At 40.4% G+C, this 17,312-nt stretch carries 20 protein-coding genes and 1 pseudogene; 17 read left to right on the top strand and 4 right to left on the bottom strand.

What is annotated here, in order from left to right; translation table 11 throughout:
• Positions 1–71 precede the first annotated feature (71 nt).
• The 17 genes from V3224_RS08425 to V3224_RS08345 all read left to right on the top strand — a co-directional run bounded on the left by V3224_RS08425 (position 72) and on the right by V3224_RS08345 (position 9,605).
• Positions 72–602, top strand: a complete 531-nt coding sequence (locus tag V3224_RS08425; RefSeq protein ID WP_334469861.1) for a Rha family transcriptional regulator — start codon at positions 72–74, stop codon at positions 600–602.
• Positions 603–700: 98 nt separating this feature from the next.
• On the top strand, positions 701–1,492 hold the full coding sequence (locus tag V3224_RS08420) for an antA/AntB antirepressor family protein (protein WP_334469859.1): 792 nt from the start codon (positions 701–703) through the stop codon (positions 1,490–1,492).
• An 11-nt stretch (positions 1,493–1,503) separates the two neighbouring features.
• A complete protein-coding gene (locus V3224_RS08415; RefSeq protein ID WP_334469858.1) occupies positions 1,504–1,641 on the top strand; it encodes a hypothetical protein in 138 nt (45 codons plus the stop codon).
• Entirely contained in the window at positions 1,631–1,792 is a 162-nt protein-coding gene (locus V3224_RS08410) for a hypothetical protein (RefSeq protein WP_334469856.1), read from the top strand. Before V3224_RS08415 ends, V3224_RS08410 begins: the two co-directional genes overlap by 11 nt.
• Positions 1,789–2,037, top strand: coding sequence for a hypothetical protein (locus V3224_RS08405; RefSeq protein WP_334467955.1), 249 nt, complete (start codon positions 1,789–1,791; stop codon positions 2,035–2,037). The genes V3224_RS08410 and V3224_RS08405 overlap by 4 nt, the downstream gene beginning before the upstream one ends.
• On the top strand, positions 2,034–2,510 hold the full coding sequence (locus tag V3224_RS08400; RefSeq protein WP_334469854.1) for a Sak single strand annealing protein: 477 nt from the start codon (positions 2,034–2,036) through the stop codon (positions 2,508–2,510). The genes V3224_RS08405 and V3224_RS08400 overlap by 4 nt, the downstream gene beginning before the upstream one ends.
• Positions 2,511–2,649: 139 nt before the next feature.
• Positions 2,650–3,318, top strand: coding sequence for a lambda exonuclease family protein (locus V3224_RS08395; RefSeq protein ID WP_334469852.1), 669 nt, complete (start codon positions 2,650–2,652; stop codon positions 3,316–3,318).
• On the top strand, positions 3,270–3,716 hold the full coding sequence (locus V3224_RS08390; RefSeq protein ID WP_334469850.1) for a single-stranded DNA-binding protein: 447 nt from the start codon (positions 3,270–3,272) through the stop codon (positions 3,714–3,716). Before V3224_RS08395 ends, V3224_RS08390 begins: the two co-directional genes overlap by 49 nt.
• A 15-nt stretch (positions 3,717–3,731) precedes the next feature.
• Positions 3,732–3,908: a hypothetical protein gene (locus tag V3224_RS08385; protein WP_334469848.1), complete on the top strand. Its 177-nt coding sequence runs from the start codon at positions 3,732–3,734 to the stop codon at positions 3,906–3,908.
• 23 nt (positions 3,909–3,931) lie between these two features.
• A complete protein-coding gene (locus V3224_RS08380; RefSeq protein ID WP_334469847.1) occupies positions 3,932–4,177 on the top strand; it encodes a hypothetical protein in 246 nt (81 codons plus the stop codon).
• Between the two features lie 84 nt (positions 4,178–4,261).
• Positions 4,262–4,960, top strand: a complete 699-nt coding sequence (locus V3224_RS08375) for a phage antirepressor Ant (RefSeq protein ID WP_334469846.1) — start codon at positions 4,262–4,264, stop codon at positions 4,958–4,960.
• 11 nt (positions 4,961–4,971) lie between these two features.
• A complete protein-coding gene (locus V3224_RS08370) occupies positions 4,972–5,541 on the top strand; it encodes a hypothetical protein (RefSeq protein WP_334469845.1) in 570 nt (189 codons plus the stop codon).
• 195 nt (positions 5,542–5,736) lie between these two features.
• A complete protein-coding gene (locus V3224_RS08365) occupies positions 5,737–5,979 on the top strand; it encodes a hypothetical protein (protein ID WP_334469843.1) in 243 nt (80 codons plus the stop codon).
• A gap of 272 nt (positions 5,980–6,251) precedes the next feature.
• Positions 6,252–6,446, top strand: coding sequence for an excisionase (locus tag V3224_RS08360; RefSeq protein ID WP_334469841.1), 195 nt, complete (start codon positions 6,252–6,254; stop codon positions 6,444–6,446).
• On the top strand, positions 6,403–7,446 hold the full coding sequence (locus tag V3224_RS08355; RefSeq protein ID WP_334469839.1) for a tyrosine-type recombinase/integrase: 1,044 nt from the start codon (positions 6,403–6,405) through the stop codon (positions 7,444–7,446). The genes V3224_RS08360 and V3224_RS08355 overlap by 44 nt, the downstream gene beginning before the upstream one ends.
• Before the next feature lie 318 nt (positions 7,447–7,764).
• Complete coding sequence (locus V3224_RS08350) at positions 7,765–8,565, top strand: KilA-N domain-containing protein (protein WP_334468313.1); 801 nt, start codon at positions 7,765–7,767, stop codon at positions 8,563–8,565.
• 281 nt (positions 8,566–8,846) lie between these two features.
• Positions 8,847–9,605: a Rha family transcriptional regulator gene (locus V3224_RS08345; protein WP_334468311.1), complete on the top strand. Its 759-nt coding sequence runs from the start codon at positions 8,847–8,849 to the stop codon at positions 9,603–9,605.
• 83 nt (positions 9,606–9,688) lie between these two features.
• Here V3224_RS08345 and V3224_RS08340 read toward each other — a convergent pair whose 3' ends face one another.
• From V3224_RS08340 to V3224_RS08320, 4 genes and pseudogenes are all read right to left on the bottom strand, one after another.
• Positions 9,689–11,308, bottom strand: coding sequence for a YadA-like family protein (locus tag V3224_RS08340; RefSeq protein ID WP_334469837.1), 1,620 nt, complete (start codon positions 11,306–11,308; stop codon positions 9,689–9,691).
• Positions 11,309–11,575: 267 nt separating this feature from the next.
• The gene (locus V3224_RS08335) at positions 11,576–12,691 is read right to left on the bottom strand and encodes a phage tail fiber protein (protein WP_334468307.1); all 1,116 of its coding nucleotides are present in this window, start codon (positions 12,689–12,691) and stop codon (positions 11,576–11,578) included.
• Positions 12,692–13,062: 371 nt separating this feature from the next.
• Positions 13,063–14,094, bottom strand: coding sequence for a DUF6453 family protein (locus V3224_RS08330; protein WP_334468305.1), 1,032 nt, complete (start codon positions 14,092–14,094; stop codon positions 13,063–13,065).
• A pseudogene (locus V3224_RS08320) lies at positions 14,094–17,297 on the bottom strand (host specificity protein J). Before V3224_RS08320 ends, V3224_RS08330 begins: the two are co-directional and overlap by 1 nt.
• Between the last annotated feature and the right edge of the window lie 15 nt (positions 17,298–17,312).

Genomic DNA, 17,312 nt, shown 5'->3' with positions numbered 1-17,312 from the left:
CTATTTAGTCCACCACCAACGAGATTATCAACTCAGGTGGTGAATAATCCAGAAAACCATCGGAGTTCATCATGACACTTCAAAAATCCCTTGCTGTTCCGAAAGTTACTATTCATAACGGTAAAGCTATTACCACATCCAAAGATGTTGCCGATTACTTTGACAAACGTCACGACAACGTATTGAGAGCGATAGATTCTCTTGATTGTTCAGTTAATTTTCATGCCCTCAATTTTGAGGAGATGTACTCAAGCATCGAAATTGGTAATGGAGCAACTCGTGAATCAAAAATTTATCATATGACCAAAGACGGCTTCGTATTCTTAGTTATGGGATTTACCGGAAAAAAAGCAGCACAATTCAAAGAAGCATACATTGCTGAATTCAATCGCATGGAAGCACAACTTAACAATTCTATCGCTGTAACCGGAGCAACCAATAAAGTTCTGCTCACCTTACTACCCAACGGCAAAGTTGATAGCGCAAGAGTGATTCATGATAATGAATATGTTGCTTCACTAGAGTCATTGTTCGAAATTGGTCGTCGCGCGGGTTATATGATTATTCACAAAGATGAATTAATCAAAAAACTTTCTGAATAGCTGATTTTTCTTTAGCACGTCCCCGTTTGAAACGGAAGCGTGCACCTCATTCACAAACATCAATATACATTCATCAATTAACTTTGAGGGATCCCCTTATGCAAAATTTAATTAATATCGAAACAAAAAATATCAATGATGAATTAATCCAAACGCTAAATGCTCGTGATCTACATGCGTTTTTCGATATTGGGAAAGATTTTACCACATGGATAAAAGACAGAATTAAACAATATGGATTTGCTGAAAATATCGACTTTATAGTTTTCACCAATTCTGGGGAAAACCCCTTCGGAGGCCGTCCAGCAAAGGAATACCACATTTCCCTCGATATGGCGAAAGAACTATCCATGGTTGAACGCAACGAAAAAGGGAAACAGGCCAGACAGTATTTTATTGAATGCGAAAGACGGATTTTACAACCTCAAACATTGCTACCAACAACCAAAGAACTGGCACTCATGGTTGTTCGGGCTGAGGAAGATAAAGAAAAGCTATTACTAGAAAACAAGAACCTCACAACAGAAATCGATAGCCTAAAAAACCTGTTTCAGGTTGGTATGTCACCCGTTCAGTTTTGCAAACAACTTAATGGCGTAAATATTAACCAGGTTAACCTTTTTCTAGAATCGCGTCATTTTCTCTACGATGCAGAAAAGGATATCAGCAAGGCTCATGTCTGGCGTGTTCATTCTTATGCAAGAGATAAATATTTAACCGAATCACCCTTCATCATGACAAACGATTATGGGCAACGTCAGTGTTACAAAATCATTCTGCTAAAAAAGGGGGCTACATGGCTATATAACCAATACCTCAAAAGTAAGCTACCGATGAAGAAAGACTGGAACGGTGAATTTACCCACGACAAATATAGTCAGGTGGCATAAGGGCTAAATATATGAACAAAGATAGAAACCTATTAGTACTGGCAAGACAGGCAGCAAAGTTAGCGATTAATACCCAACGACAAGATATATGGCTAATCGCTTTATCACTGCAACTAAAAGCTTATGGAAAAAATCATCATGCCCCTTAAATCTGAAAAGGCGAAAAAACGTCATATTAAAGAAAAAATTATCACCCTGCTACTGAACTCACACTTTTCACAAAATGAAATCGAGTTATTAGTTGCAGAGATTAAAACCAGAAAAAACAGGATGCTATTTCAGTTCGAGGAGGTCAAATGAACCCTTACGCCATGGAAGATTACTGGTACGAACAACAGCAAGAAATTGCTTATTGGGAGGACAGGCTGGACGACGAAATCAGCGAACTTGTCCAGCCTGTTTATGACTGCCTGCCTTCCTCAGTGATGCGAAAACTCAGTATTGAGGATTTTGACGATATCTGGAAGGCACTGTTTGACCATTTCAAAAATGAGAATATCCATCAGTACAAAGCACTTCGAGCGCCTAAGAGGAAATATCTATGAGCGAAACACAACATACCGAAAAAGAGAGCAGTTTTCAACAACAGGTTTGGGAAACGCTGTCGGCGATTAATGTTAACGATAAAGTTGAAAAGAAAAACGGCCTTTCTTATCTCTCATGGGCGTGGGCGTGGGCGTGGGGCGTATTAATGGCACATTACCCAGAATCCTACTATGTCATTGATGCCGTTAGCTATAACAATGATGGCAGTGCGATGGTGTCATTAACCCTCACCGTCAAACAGGGTAATAACGAATGTCTCCGCAAAATGTGGTTACCCGTTATGGATTACCGGAATCAGGCTATTTCCAATCCTAACGCCGTTGATATCAACAAAGCGCTGATGCGCTGCCTCACTAAAGCCATTTCGATGTTTGGATTAGGATTTTATATCTATGCGGGTGAAGATTTACCTGAGCAGGAAAAAGTTGTGATGCAGAAAGAAGAAGCCCAACAAAAGGCTCGTTACAATTAATTAATCAAGGAATTAGAAATAGCAGCAAAAGGCGGTGTTGAATCAATGAAATCCCATTGGCTGCAATTAAAACCAGAAGAGACGGATATCATTGGCGAAGAAAATAAAATGGCTATTTATCGCAACATTGCAATGAAAAATGAGGCTAATCATGAAGCAGAGAACGGACGAGTGGTTTCAGGCAAGACTTGGGAAAGTCACCGCCAGCAATTTACACAAGGTGTTATCCAAAGGCAAGGGAACAACACAACGAAATTACCTCATGCAATTAGTCTGTGAAACGCTCACCGGACGACGAGAAGAAATTAAAACCAATCAGGCCATTGAACGGGGCATTGCCCTTGAACCTACAGCCAGAGCACGATATTGCCTCAATGAGTTTGATGTCACAGTTACCGAAGTGGGCTTTATTCCCCACCCGACTATTGCGCTATTTGGTGCCAGTCCTGACGGTTTGGTGAATGATGATGGACTTATCGAAATAAAATGCCCCAACACCACTACCCACATTGAAACCATTATCACAGGAAAACCCAAACACGAATACCTGTTACAAATGCATGGGCAAATGATGTGTACAGGCAGAAACTGGTGCGATTTTGTCAGCTATGATGACAGACTCCCCCCTAACCTGGCCTACTACAAAATCCGAATTATCAAGGATGATGATTTAGTTAACGAAATTGAACAAGCCGTTCAAGCATTTATTGAAAAACTGAAAGCAGAACTCAGCAAAATTAATCAATATGTGGAGGCTCCATGGCAAACCAGAACCAATGTAACTTTACCGGACGCATCGGCAAATTAGATATCCGCTATATTCCCAGTAACGATATTTTTATTCCATTTACCACATTTTCTCTAGCTATTAGTAAATCAAGGAAAGATAGTAACGGTCAATGGATGGACGAAACGACATGGATTAATTGTAAGGCATTTAAACAAATAGCCGAATATATTGAGAAGCATGCACAAAAAGGTACTTTTGTTCGTGTTACCACTGCCTATCAAGAGAATAAATGGACAGACAAATCCGGTCAGCAAAGGATATCGCCCGAATTTTTAGTCAATGACGTTGAAATATTGGGCAACCGGAAAGAGAAGAAACCGCAGGAAAGCCAAGGTAAAACGGGTATACCAACCACTAACCAGCCAAACAGTAACACAATTATCGAGCCCGATTTTGATGATTCTATCCCCTTTTAGACAAGGAGCCCTACCATGTGGATTTTAATCTTAACCATGTACGCCAGCCCTTACTCATCAAATGACTTTACAAGTGTTCATACTCAGGAATTTGACACTGAAAATATGTGCCAATTCGCCGCTAAACAGTTTCAGCGGGAATTTGAAACTTTCAAGGATATTAACGCCAAAGCGATTTGCGTTAAGAAATAAGCTAATTTTACCGAGGTTCAACCATGAAACTTAACATCATCAAATTACTAATCACGACATTATTGTTTATCAGCGCAGCGTTTGCCTTCGAACTGATAGTGGGACATCTTGCACATGCCGATGCCGTCATTGACCCGCAAATCAGGTTTAAACGTGGCGAATTAGGCAATATTCATTTAGGCGGGCAAGAGCTACTGGTTATTGGCATCATGATAGTCCCTGCACTCTTGGTCTATTTGGGGGTATTTCTCGACACATTGAAGAAATAGTTACAAAGCAAGAAGTCATTACCCCACCTAACCTATTCCACTTAATCAATACTCATTCATCAATTAACTTTGAGAAATTACTCTATGCAAAATTTAATAAATATACAAAATGTTATGCTTCCTAACAGTGAAACAATAGATTCTCAACAATTGCTGTTCATGGTTAACGAGACAAGAAAAGAATATGGTGAAAATCCTATTCGTAATAACGATTTCATCGCCAGAATTAAAGATGAACTCGAAGGAGAGACCTACGAAATTTTCGTAGGTCAAAAAAACGGCGCTGATATTGAAATTATCGAAATGGCTCTTAAACAAGCCCTCCGCGTTGCCACCCGTGAATCTAAAGCGGTTCGCCGCTCGCTAATTGATAAACTGGAGCAGCAAAGTAAACCACAAAGCGCCAATGAAATTATCGCCGCAATGGCATTAGCTAACGTTGCACAGGAGCGTCGGTTAAAGAGTATTGAACATCAGGTAGAGCAAGTTTCAGAAGAAATCGAACATATCAAAAAAGGCACTATCCCAGCAGGTTTCCAGGGCTATAGCTATCTTAAAACAAAGTATGGCTTAAGTGATGCGAAATGTCGCCAGTTAGTCATGGCGTGGAATGTGCCTTGCAAAAAAGTGCCCCATGTTGCCCCAGGCGGCCAAATTACCCAAATGTCGGTGGTTGATGAGGAAGCCTTTAAAAAAACACGGCATAACATGATGCTTCAGGCTGAGAAACGTGGCAGTCAGTGGTATCATCCCAAAATGGGGCGCTTTGCTATTTCAGAATAGGAAACTAAATAATGAATGATTTTGTGCCGATATCAACCGGTATTTTTAACGAGAAACAAGGATGTTTCACTTATGCCGATGCTATCAATATGCTCGACTCTGGTAAATTTGATAACGATTTAAAATCTGGATGCACGCTTGTAGGAGCCATATCCAAGGGATGGGAGCATAATTACTTTTCACCGACTGTAGACCAACGTGTAAGCATCTGGCGCTGGATAGTGGCCGCTTGCTTTATTATCGAGCAAACCCAAAAGAACGGAACAGTTGAAGTTCAAAATGAGGAGGGTGGCATCGATATTGCTGCGCTTTACGCGAACGACACATCATCAATAACCATTTACCCTGCGGCTGAACGCTTTGCTTTAGCTAATCATGTTGAAAGCATTGCTATTGAGAAGTATGGCAGAGAGCAAGGGCTGGAAATGGCCATCGGGATGTATAACGGTTTTATTACGACTACACCCGAAGACGGGATGATTTTATCTGATTTTGGTCGTGAAAGTCTGACAACTCTCCATGAAGGCTATTTAAAGATGCTGCAAGATGAAGGTATGCCATTACCTGTCATACTTCACTAGCAATTATTCAATAAATCAACTGCTATTTGGTATTTCCGCATCACTCAAAAAAGACCAGCGCAAGGCTGGCCAACACCAGGAAAAATGTTGCTGCTAACCAACACACAACGGCAATGATATTATCACAAATAATTCATAAATGATCACTTTTTGATCAAAGCTTACATTTATTTAATCAATAACCGGAGAAATCCTATGAATAACACCCATGAATACAGAACAACGTTACATCATGTCAAAGCAGGGATGCAGGTTATTTATTATGGTGAAATGATGAAAATAATTAGATTGAGGAAGAAAAAATTAACAAACAAAGGATTGGTATATCAATTTGATACCAATGGAGAAAACGGAACATTAACCGGAAATGGCGGCAATAAAATCACTGTATTAGAAAAAACAGACGACTTGCATAAAAATAAAAGCGGGTATGTTTAACAGGAGATGACGTGAAGTATGACCTGATACTCGCAGACCCACCCTGGCAATATCAAAACAAAGCATCAAACGATGCAGCAAATAAATCCTAATATCTTCCCCACAAATCATATGCCCTAACCTAACAAAGCACGAAGATAATCATTCGTGCTTAGGCTATCTGTTTTTGTCGGGCAATGAAGCGCCTGAGAATAGTGTGAGTTTTTGAATGAGGATAAATAAACATGATTACTTTAGCGGAATGGAACGCTCGAAGGGATAGACCACGCCGAATGGATACCGTCAGAATTTGGGCAAGAAATGGACTCATACAGCCACCACCCATCAAGGACGGTAGAGAGTACCTTGTCGAAGAATATGCCGTCAAGGTCAACAGTCTTAACGAAATTAGCCATCAGAGTTTGTTGCTAGGAAGGATAGGTCATGACCAGAACCAGAAAGATAAAAAATCGGGATTTACCCCCTAACCTGTATAAAAGAAATGGCTACTATTCGTATAGAGACCCACGTACCCGTAAAGAATACGGTTTAGGCAGAAACAAAGCCTATGCAATTAGCGAGGCTATCAGTGCGAATCAGTTGTTACTCAATGCAGACAAGGTAAAACCACTAACAGAAAGGATCGATGGACAGGGATCTGTCTATTTCCATGAGTTTTTAGATAGATACGAAGAAATATTGAAAACAAGAGGATTGAGAGAGAAAACATTAAAAGACTATCGACAGAGAATAGGTGTAATCAGAAAAGGATTTATTGATGCACCAATTCAAAATATTACAACAAAAAACATTGCTGATTTTATTCATGAATTTATTAAAGATGGAAAAATAACAACAGCAAAAGTATTGAGAATATCCTTAATTGACTGCTTCAAAGAAGCATTAGCTAGTGGTTTAGTACAATTAAACCCTGCTGAGCTAACAAAAACACCAAAAATCAAAATTCGGAGAGCCAGACTGTCTCTCGATGACTTTAATACTATTTTAAACTTTATTAACCATGATAATCATTGGTTAACTCATGCAATGAAACTGGCTTTAGTTACAGGTCAGAGGGTATCTGATATTTCAAAAATGAAATGGGAAGATATTCATGATGGGAAATTGTGGATTGTTCAACAAAAAACCGAAACTAAAATAGCTATTCCACTGGATCTTGAAATTGAGTCTACAAAATTATGCAATATTTTGAAAAACATTAATCATGAAGCTAACTTTGTTATTACAAAAAATAAAAAACAAATTACAGCAGTAAGAATATCAACAGAATTTACAAATTTTAGAGATAAAACAAAATTAACATGGGAAGGAACGCCACCTTCTTTTCATGAAATAAGAAGTTTGTCTGCAAGATTGCATACAGATAAAAATGGAAGTGAATTTACTCGCAAATTGTTAGGCCATAAATCAGCAGAAATGACAGCTAAATATCAGGATGATAGGAATAATAGTTGGATTGAAATTTAAAATTTATAGTGAATTATAGTGAATTATAGTGATAATCACTTTTTATATATTTGATATATAAGTATTTTTATTTTATGAAACTATTCATTAGGTAGTTACCTAACAAAAATAAAATATTTATATATCAATTGCTTAAAAAAATATAGCTCATTTAATATACGTATTTACACGCGAAAATAAGCGATTTCACTCACTATAAATCAATTACTTGCAGCTTATAGTGAGTTCCTAATTTTGACTGAAATCTCAGTTTAAATTTACCCTCTTTTTTAATCCCCAAACCACTTTAACCATTCGTTTCATTACGGAGAAATAGTTATGTCTAAATTAGTTGTTATTGAAAATACCGTTGTTCGTCAAGATGCTTTCGGGCGGTATTGTCTGAATGATTTACATCGTGCTGCCGTTGCGCAAGGTAAAGCGACAGAATCTCAGCGCCCATCAAACTTCCTTAAATCAGAAGGAGTAAGTAATTTTGTACAAAAAGCAAGCGAAGCTACGAAAATAGCTTCGGTCAATATCATCAAAGGTGGCCTTGAATCTGGCAGCTGGGCTGTTGAAATTATCGCCATTCGATATGCAGCATGGATAGACCCCGCTTTTGAAGTTCAAGTTTATGAGCGGTTCAGGGATTCGGTAAAAAGCAATAACGGGGTACTTGTCGAAAAAGTACAAGCTGGCTTGGCCATGATCGCTTTTTACAAGCAGGAGCTACGTATCGCCCCTTCTGGTCTACTTGGCGCGATGAAAAAGCTACAGTCATCGCTTGGTATGCCGGATATATTGCCAGCTTACGTTATTGATGCACCAGAAGGGAGTTTAACGGGTTCAAGCGAAGTGACGCATTCTTTTACGGAGCTTTTATTGCTTCATGGCAAACCCTATACGGCACAATCTGGTTATCGGCGGCTACAACTGCTAGGACTTGCTGAACGTAAATCACGCCCGAGCGGTAAGCATCCTGATAAAGAAAAACTATTCTGGTCATTGACAGAAAAAGGATTACAGTTTGGTAAAAATCTAACTGACCCTAATAATCCCCGTCAGACTCAACCCCATTTCTACGATAACCAGTTTCCTAGATTGTTAGGTGTAATGATGAACGGGATTGCAGCATAATAACCATTGACGAAAGAAGAAATCATGCGCTATAGTTTATTTGCATCTGATAAATCAGATGTCGGGATTGGAAACCCCGTGTTAGTAACCGCGACATGTACACACCGCGAGCGCGCTTTTTAGTGTCGTAAATCTAGCCACAATTCAATGGTGGGCTGGATGGGGCAGCTGAAAAGCTGGCCGGCGGTTACTCCGGTAGTTTCCAACCCTGTTCAGTTCACCACCCAACGAGATTGGAAACCTCTAGGTGGTGGTAAAATAAAGTAACCATCGGAGGTCTTATGACACTTCAATTATCTACTATTAATCCAAAAGTTACTGTTCACAATGGCAAAGCTATTACTAATTCTAGAGATGTCGCCGATTACTTTGGCAAACGTCACGATGATATTTTAAAGAAACTGCGTAACATTGACTCTTCAGCAGAATTTAACGCCCGCAATTTTGCGGAGGTTAATTATATCGACGCAAAAGGTGAAAAACGTCCCATGTACCAAATGACCAAAGATGGCTTCGTATTCTTGGTTATGGGATTTACTGGCAAAAAAGCAGCTGCATTTAAAGAAGCCTACATTGCTGAATTTAACCGCATGGAAGCAGAGTTACATTCTGTACCAAAATACCAACCCGAAGCTCACGAAAAGTTCAGTAATAAAGATACGCAAAATCTCGCTCGTATCATTGCGCTGATGACTCAAAACTTTCGTTTCAGAGATGCATGGAATAATGCTATCTGGTATGCACTAAGAGAAGTCACCGGCATTCCCTCACCCTATCCGATGGAAGTACGGCTAGTCCCTTCTATCGCTTCTGAGTGTGAGCGTATCTGGCATGTAACGGAAGAGCTTCAAGATAAAATAGCCGATGCAGAGAAATTAGCAATTAAACAGATTATCCGCAAACGCGAAAATGCAGATAGAGTTATTGCTGAGATAGAAACTCTGTTATCTCAGACTACACAGGATAACCAGTTAATGCTAAATGGTGCCCTTTCAAACTGGCATAAAGCGGAATTGACCCATTTCCTCCAACGCTGCTAATAGGATGCCCCTTGAATGGGGTAATTGAGAAAAGATAAAAGTCCCCAGCGTTTTTCTGGGGACTGTTGTAAAACTTAACAGGATTACCACTCAAAATTAAATGACGAGTTATACATCACATGATTACCGCCAGAATAAGCAACCCCCGCTTTAACGGCGGCATTTTCAGTGATACGGTAGCCTGTACCAACCGCCAGGGCCTGAGAAGCACCATATCCCCCAATACTTGCCGTGAAATTCACTTTACCGACCCCATAAGGCTGGAAAAGTCCGGTCAGCGCCGCAGAGGTCGCGAGTCCTCGTTCAATTTTCGTGTTAGTTTTCGATAACTTATCCTCAAGATGATTTATCCGTGAGCTGTTTTTTTGCGCCAGTTGGCTTGCATAATTGGCAGCTGTTCTGACCGTGTTTAATTGAGAAACATTCACTGCATCACTGTTTCTTGCACCACTAGCCACACCGCTTATCACTCTGTCACCCTGCTTGCCAGAGACAAAAATTTGACTGCCTTCTAACTCCTTGCCAATATACATTGTCCCATCGGAACTCTGAGTAATTTTCCCGTCTACCAATGATGCCTCTCTTTTTAGTCGTTTAACGAGTAAATCAGCGCTATTTTCATGCATTTTTACACTTGTCAAGGCACCATAAACATTATCACGGTGTTTCTCAGTTTCCTTTAGCGCTAGATTAGCATTATCACGGTGTTGAGTTGTTACATCCAATGCATCCTTAGCATCATTTTTGATTTTGTCTACTTCGCCGATTCTCTCATCAACGTCCCGTTTTACTTTATTTAATTGATAAAGATTAACCGCATCAGTGTCTTCAGTACCCGGGGCAACATTAGTGATTTGACTCAATATTACATTCGTGCCAGCAGTGCTACTCTTATTATCTTGAACAACAGAACCCATAGAGAACTCTCTAATTAATGCATCTTTATAAGGAAGTTGTTTTCTTAATGTATCAGTTATATCTCTGGTATATTCTCTTTGTGCTATTGATTTTGAGCCAACTGCAATTGAGTCTTTACCAGTTGCCTTACTTGCTCCACCAATAGCAGTGCTTGCGTATCCGGAAGCTTCGGCTGCTGAACCTAATGCAGATGAAAGGTGATTGGCTGCTTTACTGTTTACGCCAATGCTGGTACTTTCTTCACCGTAAGCTTCGGCTCTTCTACCTAATGCAGATGAAAAGTGAGCGGTGGCTTTACTTCCTTCACCAATAGCAGTGCTTGCGTATCTGGAAGCTTCGGCTCTTGTACCTAATGCTAATGAAAATTTACAGGTGGCTTTACTTCCTTCACCAATAGCAGTGCTTGCGTATCCGGAAGCTTCGGCTTTTGCACCTAATGCTGATGAAAACTTACCGGTGGCTTTACTTGCTTCACCAATAGCAGTGCTTCCGGGTTGGGAAGCTTCGGCTCTTTCACCTAATGCTGATGAAAACTTACCGGTGGCTTTACTTTGCCTACCAATAGCAGTGCTTGCGAATCCGGAAGCTTCGGCTCCTTCACCTAATGCTGATGAAAACGTACCGGTGGCTTTACTTTCTTCACCAATAGCAGTGCTTGCGTATCCGGAAGCTTCGGCTGTTGTACCCAATACTGATGAAAACTCACCCTTGGTTTTAACTTCTTCAGCGTTAACATTTGCCAGAATTCCCATAATCGCACAGGCTAGTATAGTCTTTTTCTTCACTTTATCTCCATTTTTTGATTTATTTAACTAAATAAAACTGATATTTAGAAGTAAATGCCGCATGGGTATTTAGTTTTCCATAAATCTAATACAAAAATAAAATGAATTATTTTGATCGATTCGATCGATTTTTTAATGTGAAAAGTTGTTTACCACACCCGCTATCCCATGATAGGGTTTAATCAACTAACGAAATTTTCGAGTAAGAAGGAAAGTCTTTTTGATGTTCAATGTATCCGATTTTCAGATAAAAATTTTTGTGAAGGGCTATTTCGCTTTCAATCTTTGCTGCTGCTCCCAAATTGAATCAACGGGCATTTGCACCCGCACGTCTAACCATGTCGAGGGTGGGATATCAACTTGCTCACCGTCAGCGTAATAAACTGGTTTGCCGTCAATAATTTCTTTAATTCGCCAGTTTTGAAAATCTTTAGGTAAATGGGTGTGTTGTCGGTGAAATGTTTGAATCTCAATATCACCATTGGATAAGATTTTGTCTCTGACGTAGATAAGTTCTAATCCATTAATATCTTTAGGGATTGATATTCCGCCATTCACACCCCATGCTCCATCAGCGTTATAACCCATGACGCCGGAAATAAAATAGCTGCCAATTCCAGTTCGTCGGACTCTTGCCCCTTCTGATTCTTCGTTGGTTTCAAAACTACCATCGGGATGGATTTTTACTATCGGCGAGGCTCTTTTAAAAAAACCGTTAGCATCCGCTATCATTTTTGGAATGTCTGACAATAAAGCAAATGTTCCATCTTTATCTGGAAAATAAGTGGCTACGCTAAGCCTATTATTACGTATAAAACCACGTTTAGATGAACGGACATAGACTAAATCATAACCCTCTTTAGCATCGCCTAACCATATAACTGAGTCACCGGTAGAATGTGAGACACTTATTTTTCCAGCTCTAAGTTGTTCATTTGAATCTTTTTTCGCAAGAATATCAGTGGATGCTTTTTGACTCATGACTTTATCAGTAGCATTACCTACTGCTTGCAAAACGCTATTTTTATCAAATTTATCTGCGACGGTTTTGTTTATGTCTTCTACGCTTTTTTTGTCCGCGGGACTTTCTAGTGCTGTTTTTATCTCTTCAACACTGCTTGCATCAGCTTTTCCTTCCACTAGCGCTTGTAGCGCTTTAATTGACGCTAACTTGACTGTTTTACCGCTCGGCAACGTGATTTCAACGACACCATTATCCCCCATCCACAAATCCATGTTTTGCAAAAAATAGAGGATGTAAGTGTTAGCGGCAACCAGTGCGCGTGCAGCGTCAGAATTATTATTGGGTTCAGTGAGATTAATGCTGTAAGTGGTCTCTGTTGCGCTAAAAGTCGGCTTATCTGCTAACGTTAATTCAGTCACGAGTTTCGCACGGGCATATAAAATTCTAGAAATGGCTTCAGAACAGTAATTAATCTGTAACTTGCTAAGACGTATAAATTTACTTAAATTACAATAAGTTATTTTTAATTTATGAGATTTTTTCTATTTATATATTATGCTGAATTAAACTTAAAAATAGAGCGTTTTTTTATTGGTGCGAAACTCGTGTCAGTATCACTGTTGACTGCCAATATCATGTAAGGATAATTCACGTCACCATTTTTAATCAACATTAACATGCCGGGTGATATGAGTGGATTATTGCTATTCCATTTGGTGCCTGAGCCTTTTACAATAGAAGACCCTGACACTATTGTGACTGTGCCATCTGAATAAATCATAATTTTTCTCTAGAAGTAAAGATCGAAGTCAATAACGTATGAGGGAGTGCTATAAGTGATATCATCAATGGCTGATGTATCCACAAATACCCATTCAAGATTTCTTCCCTGCTCAATAGTTATTTTATTTCCTTGAAAACGATAACCGCCTGCTTTGCAATATGTCCAGCCCTGATAGACGCGATCTATCATTTCTGCACATTCATTTGCTTGTAACATTGGGCGTGCAAATGGCGCCGTTACTCCCCATTGGGTTAATGTTATATTAGCGCCTACTAAAAACGGCAAATAATGCGATGAATAACTTAGTGTGCCTTTTGTATTATAAATATGTAGGCCGTAATCCGCGGGTACTAGCGTAAAATCCGTCGTGAATACCAGTACGTAAACATCTGTTTTCGCATTGCTATAAATATTTTTATTGTCTCTAGCGATAGAAACAACTGCATTTTGATTTGTTGGTCTAATAAAAACGAGACTTTTACCAATACTTGGAACAGTGTTAGGGATTTTATAAGTGCCATTAGCACTTATCGATATTTTCTTTCTAAAAACACAATACCCTAACTTTGATTGCTGAGTTATTGCTACTGCATTGCCTAAACCACCCATAAATAATCCATAGTCACCCCTCGTTGCTTGTTTTGGATAGCCATAAACATCTATTTTATACACATTTTCGTACTGTTCACCGTACAAAAATGTTCCTCGCTCTGAAACCCCTCCGCCTCTGCCACCCCAAAACCAGTGAATACCCCAACGATCCCAATTGCACTTTAATTGATTTCCTTCAACTCCTATATTTTCAAGTCTCAGTTGACGTACAGCATAACTCCTGGATACTTGATAAAGTCTAGATATGACTTTAGGGACGATGATTAGATTATATTTATCTGCCTCAGGAATGGTGAAGCTATGATCTCTTTTTTTTAGATCGTGGTTATTTGTACTTAAAAGTTTTGTCAGTATTCGACTTTTACTGGTTATTTCAAAGGTTTTAAAACCGTCTTTCAAATCAACAAACAAACCGTAATCTGACATTATGGCCTCCTGCCTAATTTTATTACGCCACCAGAAGTGGGATAAACGGCAAGCCCTGTGTTATCCAACACAATTTTTGAGGCGTCACCCATAATTTTAAAGTCTTTATTAATGAGTAAGCGATTAAACTCTGCGATACCTGTTTCACTATCTATCTTGAAACCCGTGTTTCCCGCCTGATAATTTTTTGACTGAATAACAGAGCCGATTAATAATTCTTCAATCGTTCCTTTATCAATAAATATTGTGCGTAAAAAAACCTGACCGTTTTTGATGGCAAAAACCGGCTCCATCTTGCCATTAGCCGGATTGTATACGATGAATGTTTGGGCGCTAAAGCCAATTTGTGTGCTGACTTTACCGTTTTTAAGCTCAGCACCAATCACCATGCCTGCATCATAAGAGACGCCGTCATAAACAATCTTGACTAACGATGTCCAGGTTGCAGAAGCCTCACCCTTTTTCATGTCATATTTGGCTTGTAGCGAGTTTTGCGCGGCTGCCCAGGACTTATCTGCTGTCGCTCTGACCTGATGGATAGATTCAGCCAAGGCTTTAGTCTCGGTTACCACATAATTGTCAACCCTGACAATTTCCGCCTTAATCTTGCCATTTTGACGCATGAAATACTGCGTATTGCCGTTAAGTCCCTTCGCGTTTTCGAGTATCGCTTCTGTGCTACTGTCTATCCCTTTCTTTAGCTACTTAATCGCTTCCGTATCGTTAATTTTTTTATCAATTTCATCAATGATACTGCTGGCATCGAATTCTGACTCACCCCGCACAAATTCTGTCCACGGTGACGGGTTACCGGATTTATCAACGAGTCTTGCGCGAAAATAAAAGACTACACCTGCGGCCAACCCAGACATTTCATGACTTTTTGATGGATATGGGATATCAGCCAGTAATATCAAGCCTTCGCCGTCATTGGTTTTGCTGTACTGAATCTCTGTTTTTAACGTATCTTCCGTATTTTCGTTGAATCCCCAGTCTAACTTAATCCCAAACACCAACGTGGAAGCGCTGAAATTCACAGGTGTAGGGGGTTCGCCTTCCTTACCTTTCAGTATTGTCTCAGGCGCATTCGCCCAGATTGATGAGATATCCGATGAGTTTATGGCTCTTACCCTTACCTGATAACGTCCGGCATATATCCCTTGAACTTCAAAACTGGATGTAGATGTTCGAGGTATACTTACCCAGTTATTATTTCCTCTTCGCCATTGCGCCTCATAGGCAATCGCATTTTCTGTGGCATCCCAGTCAGCGCTTAACGTTGTAACAGCAATCCCTTGACTGATTTGGGTATAAGCAGAGATATGTACGTTTTTAGGGGGCGATTGAACACCCGGTGGGATGACAGTAATTGGTCTTTTATCAATCCTGGCGCCCGAATCAACATGCGCATATTTATCTGGATTATGGAAAGTCCCCGTGAGGGTATATGTATTATCGGCGTTGTCCTGAAGGCTAATTACGCGATAAAGCTGAATCGCCAAGTCATTGGCATCTACTGTCCAAACCGCATTTTTTTCAATCGGTTGAGAATAACGGGCTGTTACAGTGATAATATTGTCGTTAACCGTCTGGACGGTTCTTGCTTCTGATTTTCCATCGGGTAAGTTAATGATAAGTCTGTCACCCGATTTAACATCTGCCTGCCTGTCGAGCGTAATTTTTCTCTCATCAACAGATGAAATCCTGCCACCAATAATTCGCCCTGCAAGATTTGCATCCGCTACCCCTATAATCTGTCCAGGCGTTGGAATAGCCCCTTCAAGCCCTGTTGAAAAGGTAATCGTCCTGTCATAAGCATTCGTTAATAATATCCAGCGTCCACGTCGGTTTGCTTCTGATTGCCGAGTGCAACCCATCGCCGAAATATCCGTTTTACGCACACCATAACGGCGCTGCAGTTTGCTATCAGAGACCGCCTCAATCCCATCATGACTGTGATTATCGGCATCCGAATAGGAAACCAGCACCTGCGTATAACGGTTTTGCTGACTACCGCCTGAATATGTCACCTTTCCATCGACGATATTCGCTTGCGTGAAAATCCGAAAGACATCCGAGGGCATATCAGCCACCGCTTTGACAGAATTATCCGCCCAAAAAGTCATGCCTCTAAAAATGCCCGCAATATCACGCAATACCTGATAAGCCGATTCCTGAGACTGAATATAAATATCACATAAAAAACGAGGCTCTTTACCTGAACCACCCTGACCGTCAGGAACGTTTTCATCGCAATACTGGGCTATCTGGTATAAATCCCACTTATCTATCTGTGTGCTATTAATCCGCTCTCCACAACCGTAACGGTTATTCAAAACCAGGTCATAAAAAATCCAGGCGGGATTGTTCGTCGCGGCCAACTTGAAGGTGCCATTCCAGACGCCCGAATAAGTTCGGTTTACAGGGTCATAGTTTGCGGGTACTTTTACCAGCAAACCACCTTTGGGGCGCAAACTGACTTTAGGGATGCGATTATTAAATTGTCTTGCATCAAAGGTGATAAACAATAAAGCGGTATTAGGATATCTTAATTTTGCGTCAATCACCTCAGTAATGGCGGCAACAACCACTTTATCGGCAATTCGCGCCGTATTTTTGTTAGGGGTGAAACGACGAACACGCAATTGCCAGCCGGTTTTGGCAGCAGGCAAATCGATACGGTGTGTGCGCTGATATTCACTGGTTGTTTCCCCATCAAAGGCAGCATGCAACACTTCCTTGTAGCCACGCCCATCCGCTGACAGGTCAATGGCATAATCGATGCGGTAACCGGAGGTATCACCATTATCATGTTGTTCAAGAAGTTGTGGTACCGAAAAACGTAACCGAATAGCGGATAGCTGGATATTATTTATCGACCTGATATACGGCTGTTCATCTTTTAACTCCCTGCTGATGCTAATTTCATTGTCAACTGACGGAATACCTTTGATGTATGCCTGTTGCTCACTGCCCGGACGAAACTCCCACGTCACGCCCTCAACGTTTTTACTGCCGTCAGCATTACCGATAGGCGTACCATCTAGAAAAATACGGGTAGCATCTAACCCCCCGGCAATTTCTCCTTCAGAAATAGCAAAGAGTAATTTTGCGGTTGATTCCGATAGCAAACTATCAGGAGACTCTACGGGTTTATGTCCACCGCCATCACCGCCTTTAGCCCCAAAAATAAGACTTGTCATATTTCACCCATAAAA

It is taken from the genome of Arsenophonus sp. PmNCSU2021_1 (assembly GCF_036919435.1).
In the GTDB taxonomy this organism is placed as follows: Bacteria; Pseudomonadota; Gammaproteobacteria; order Enterobacterales; family Enterobacteriaceae; genus Arsenophonus; species Arsenophonus nilaparvatae.
Note: the sequence above shows the minus strand (reverse complement) of the source record. Positions and strands in the feature narration are given on the sequence as shown.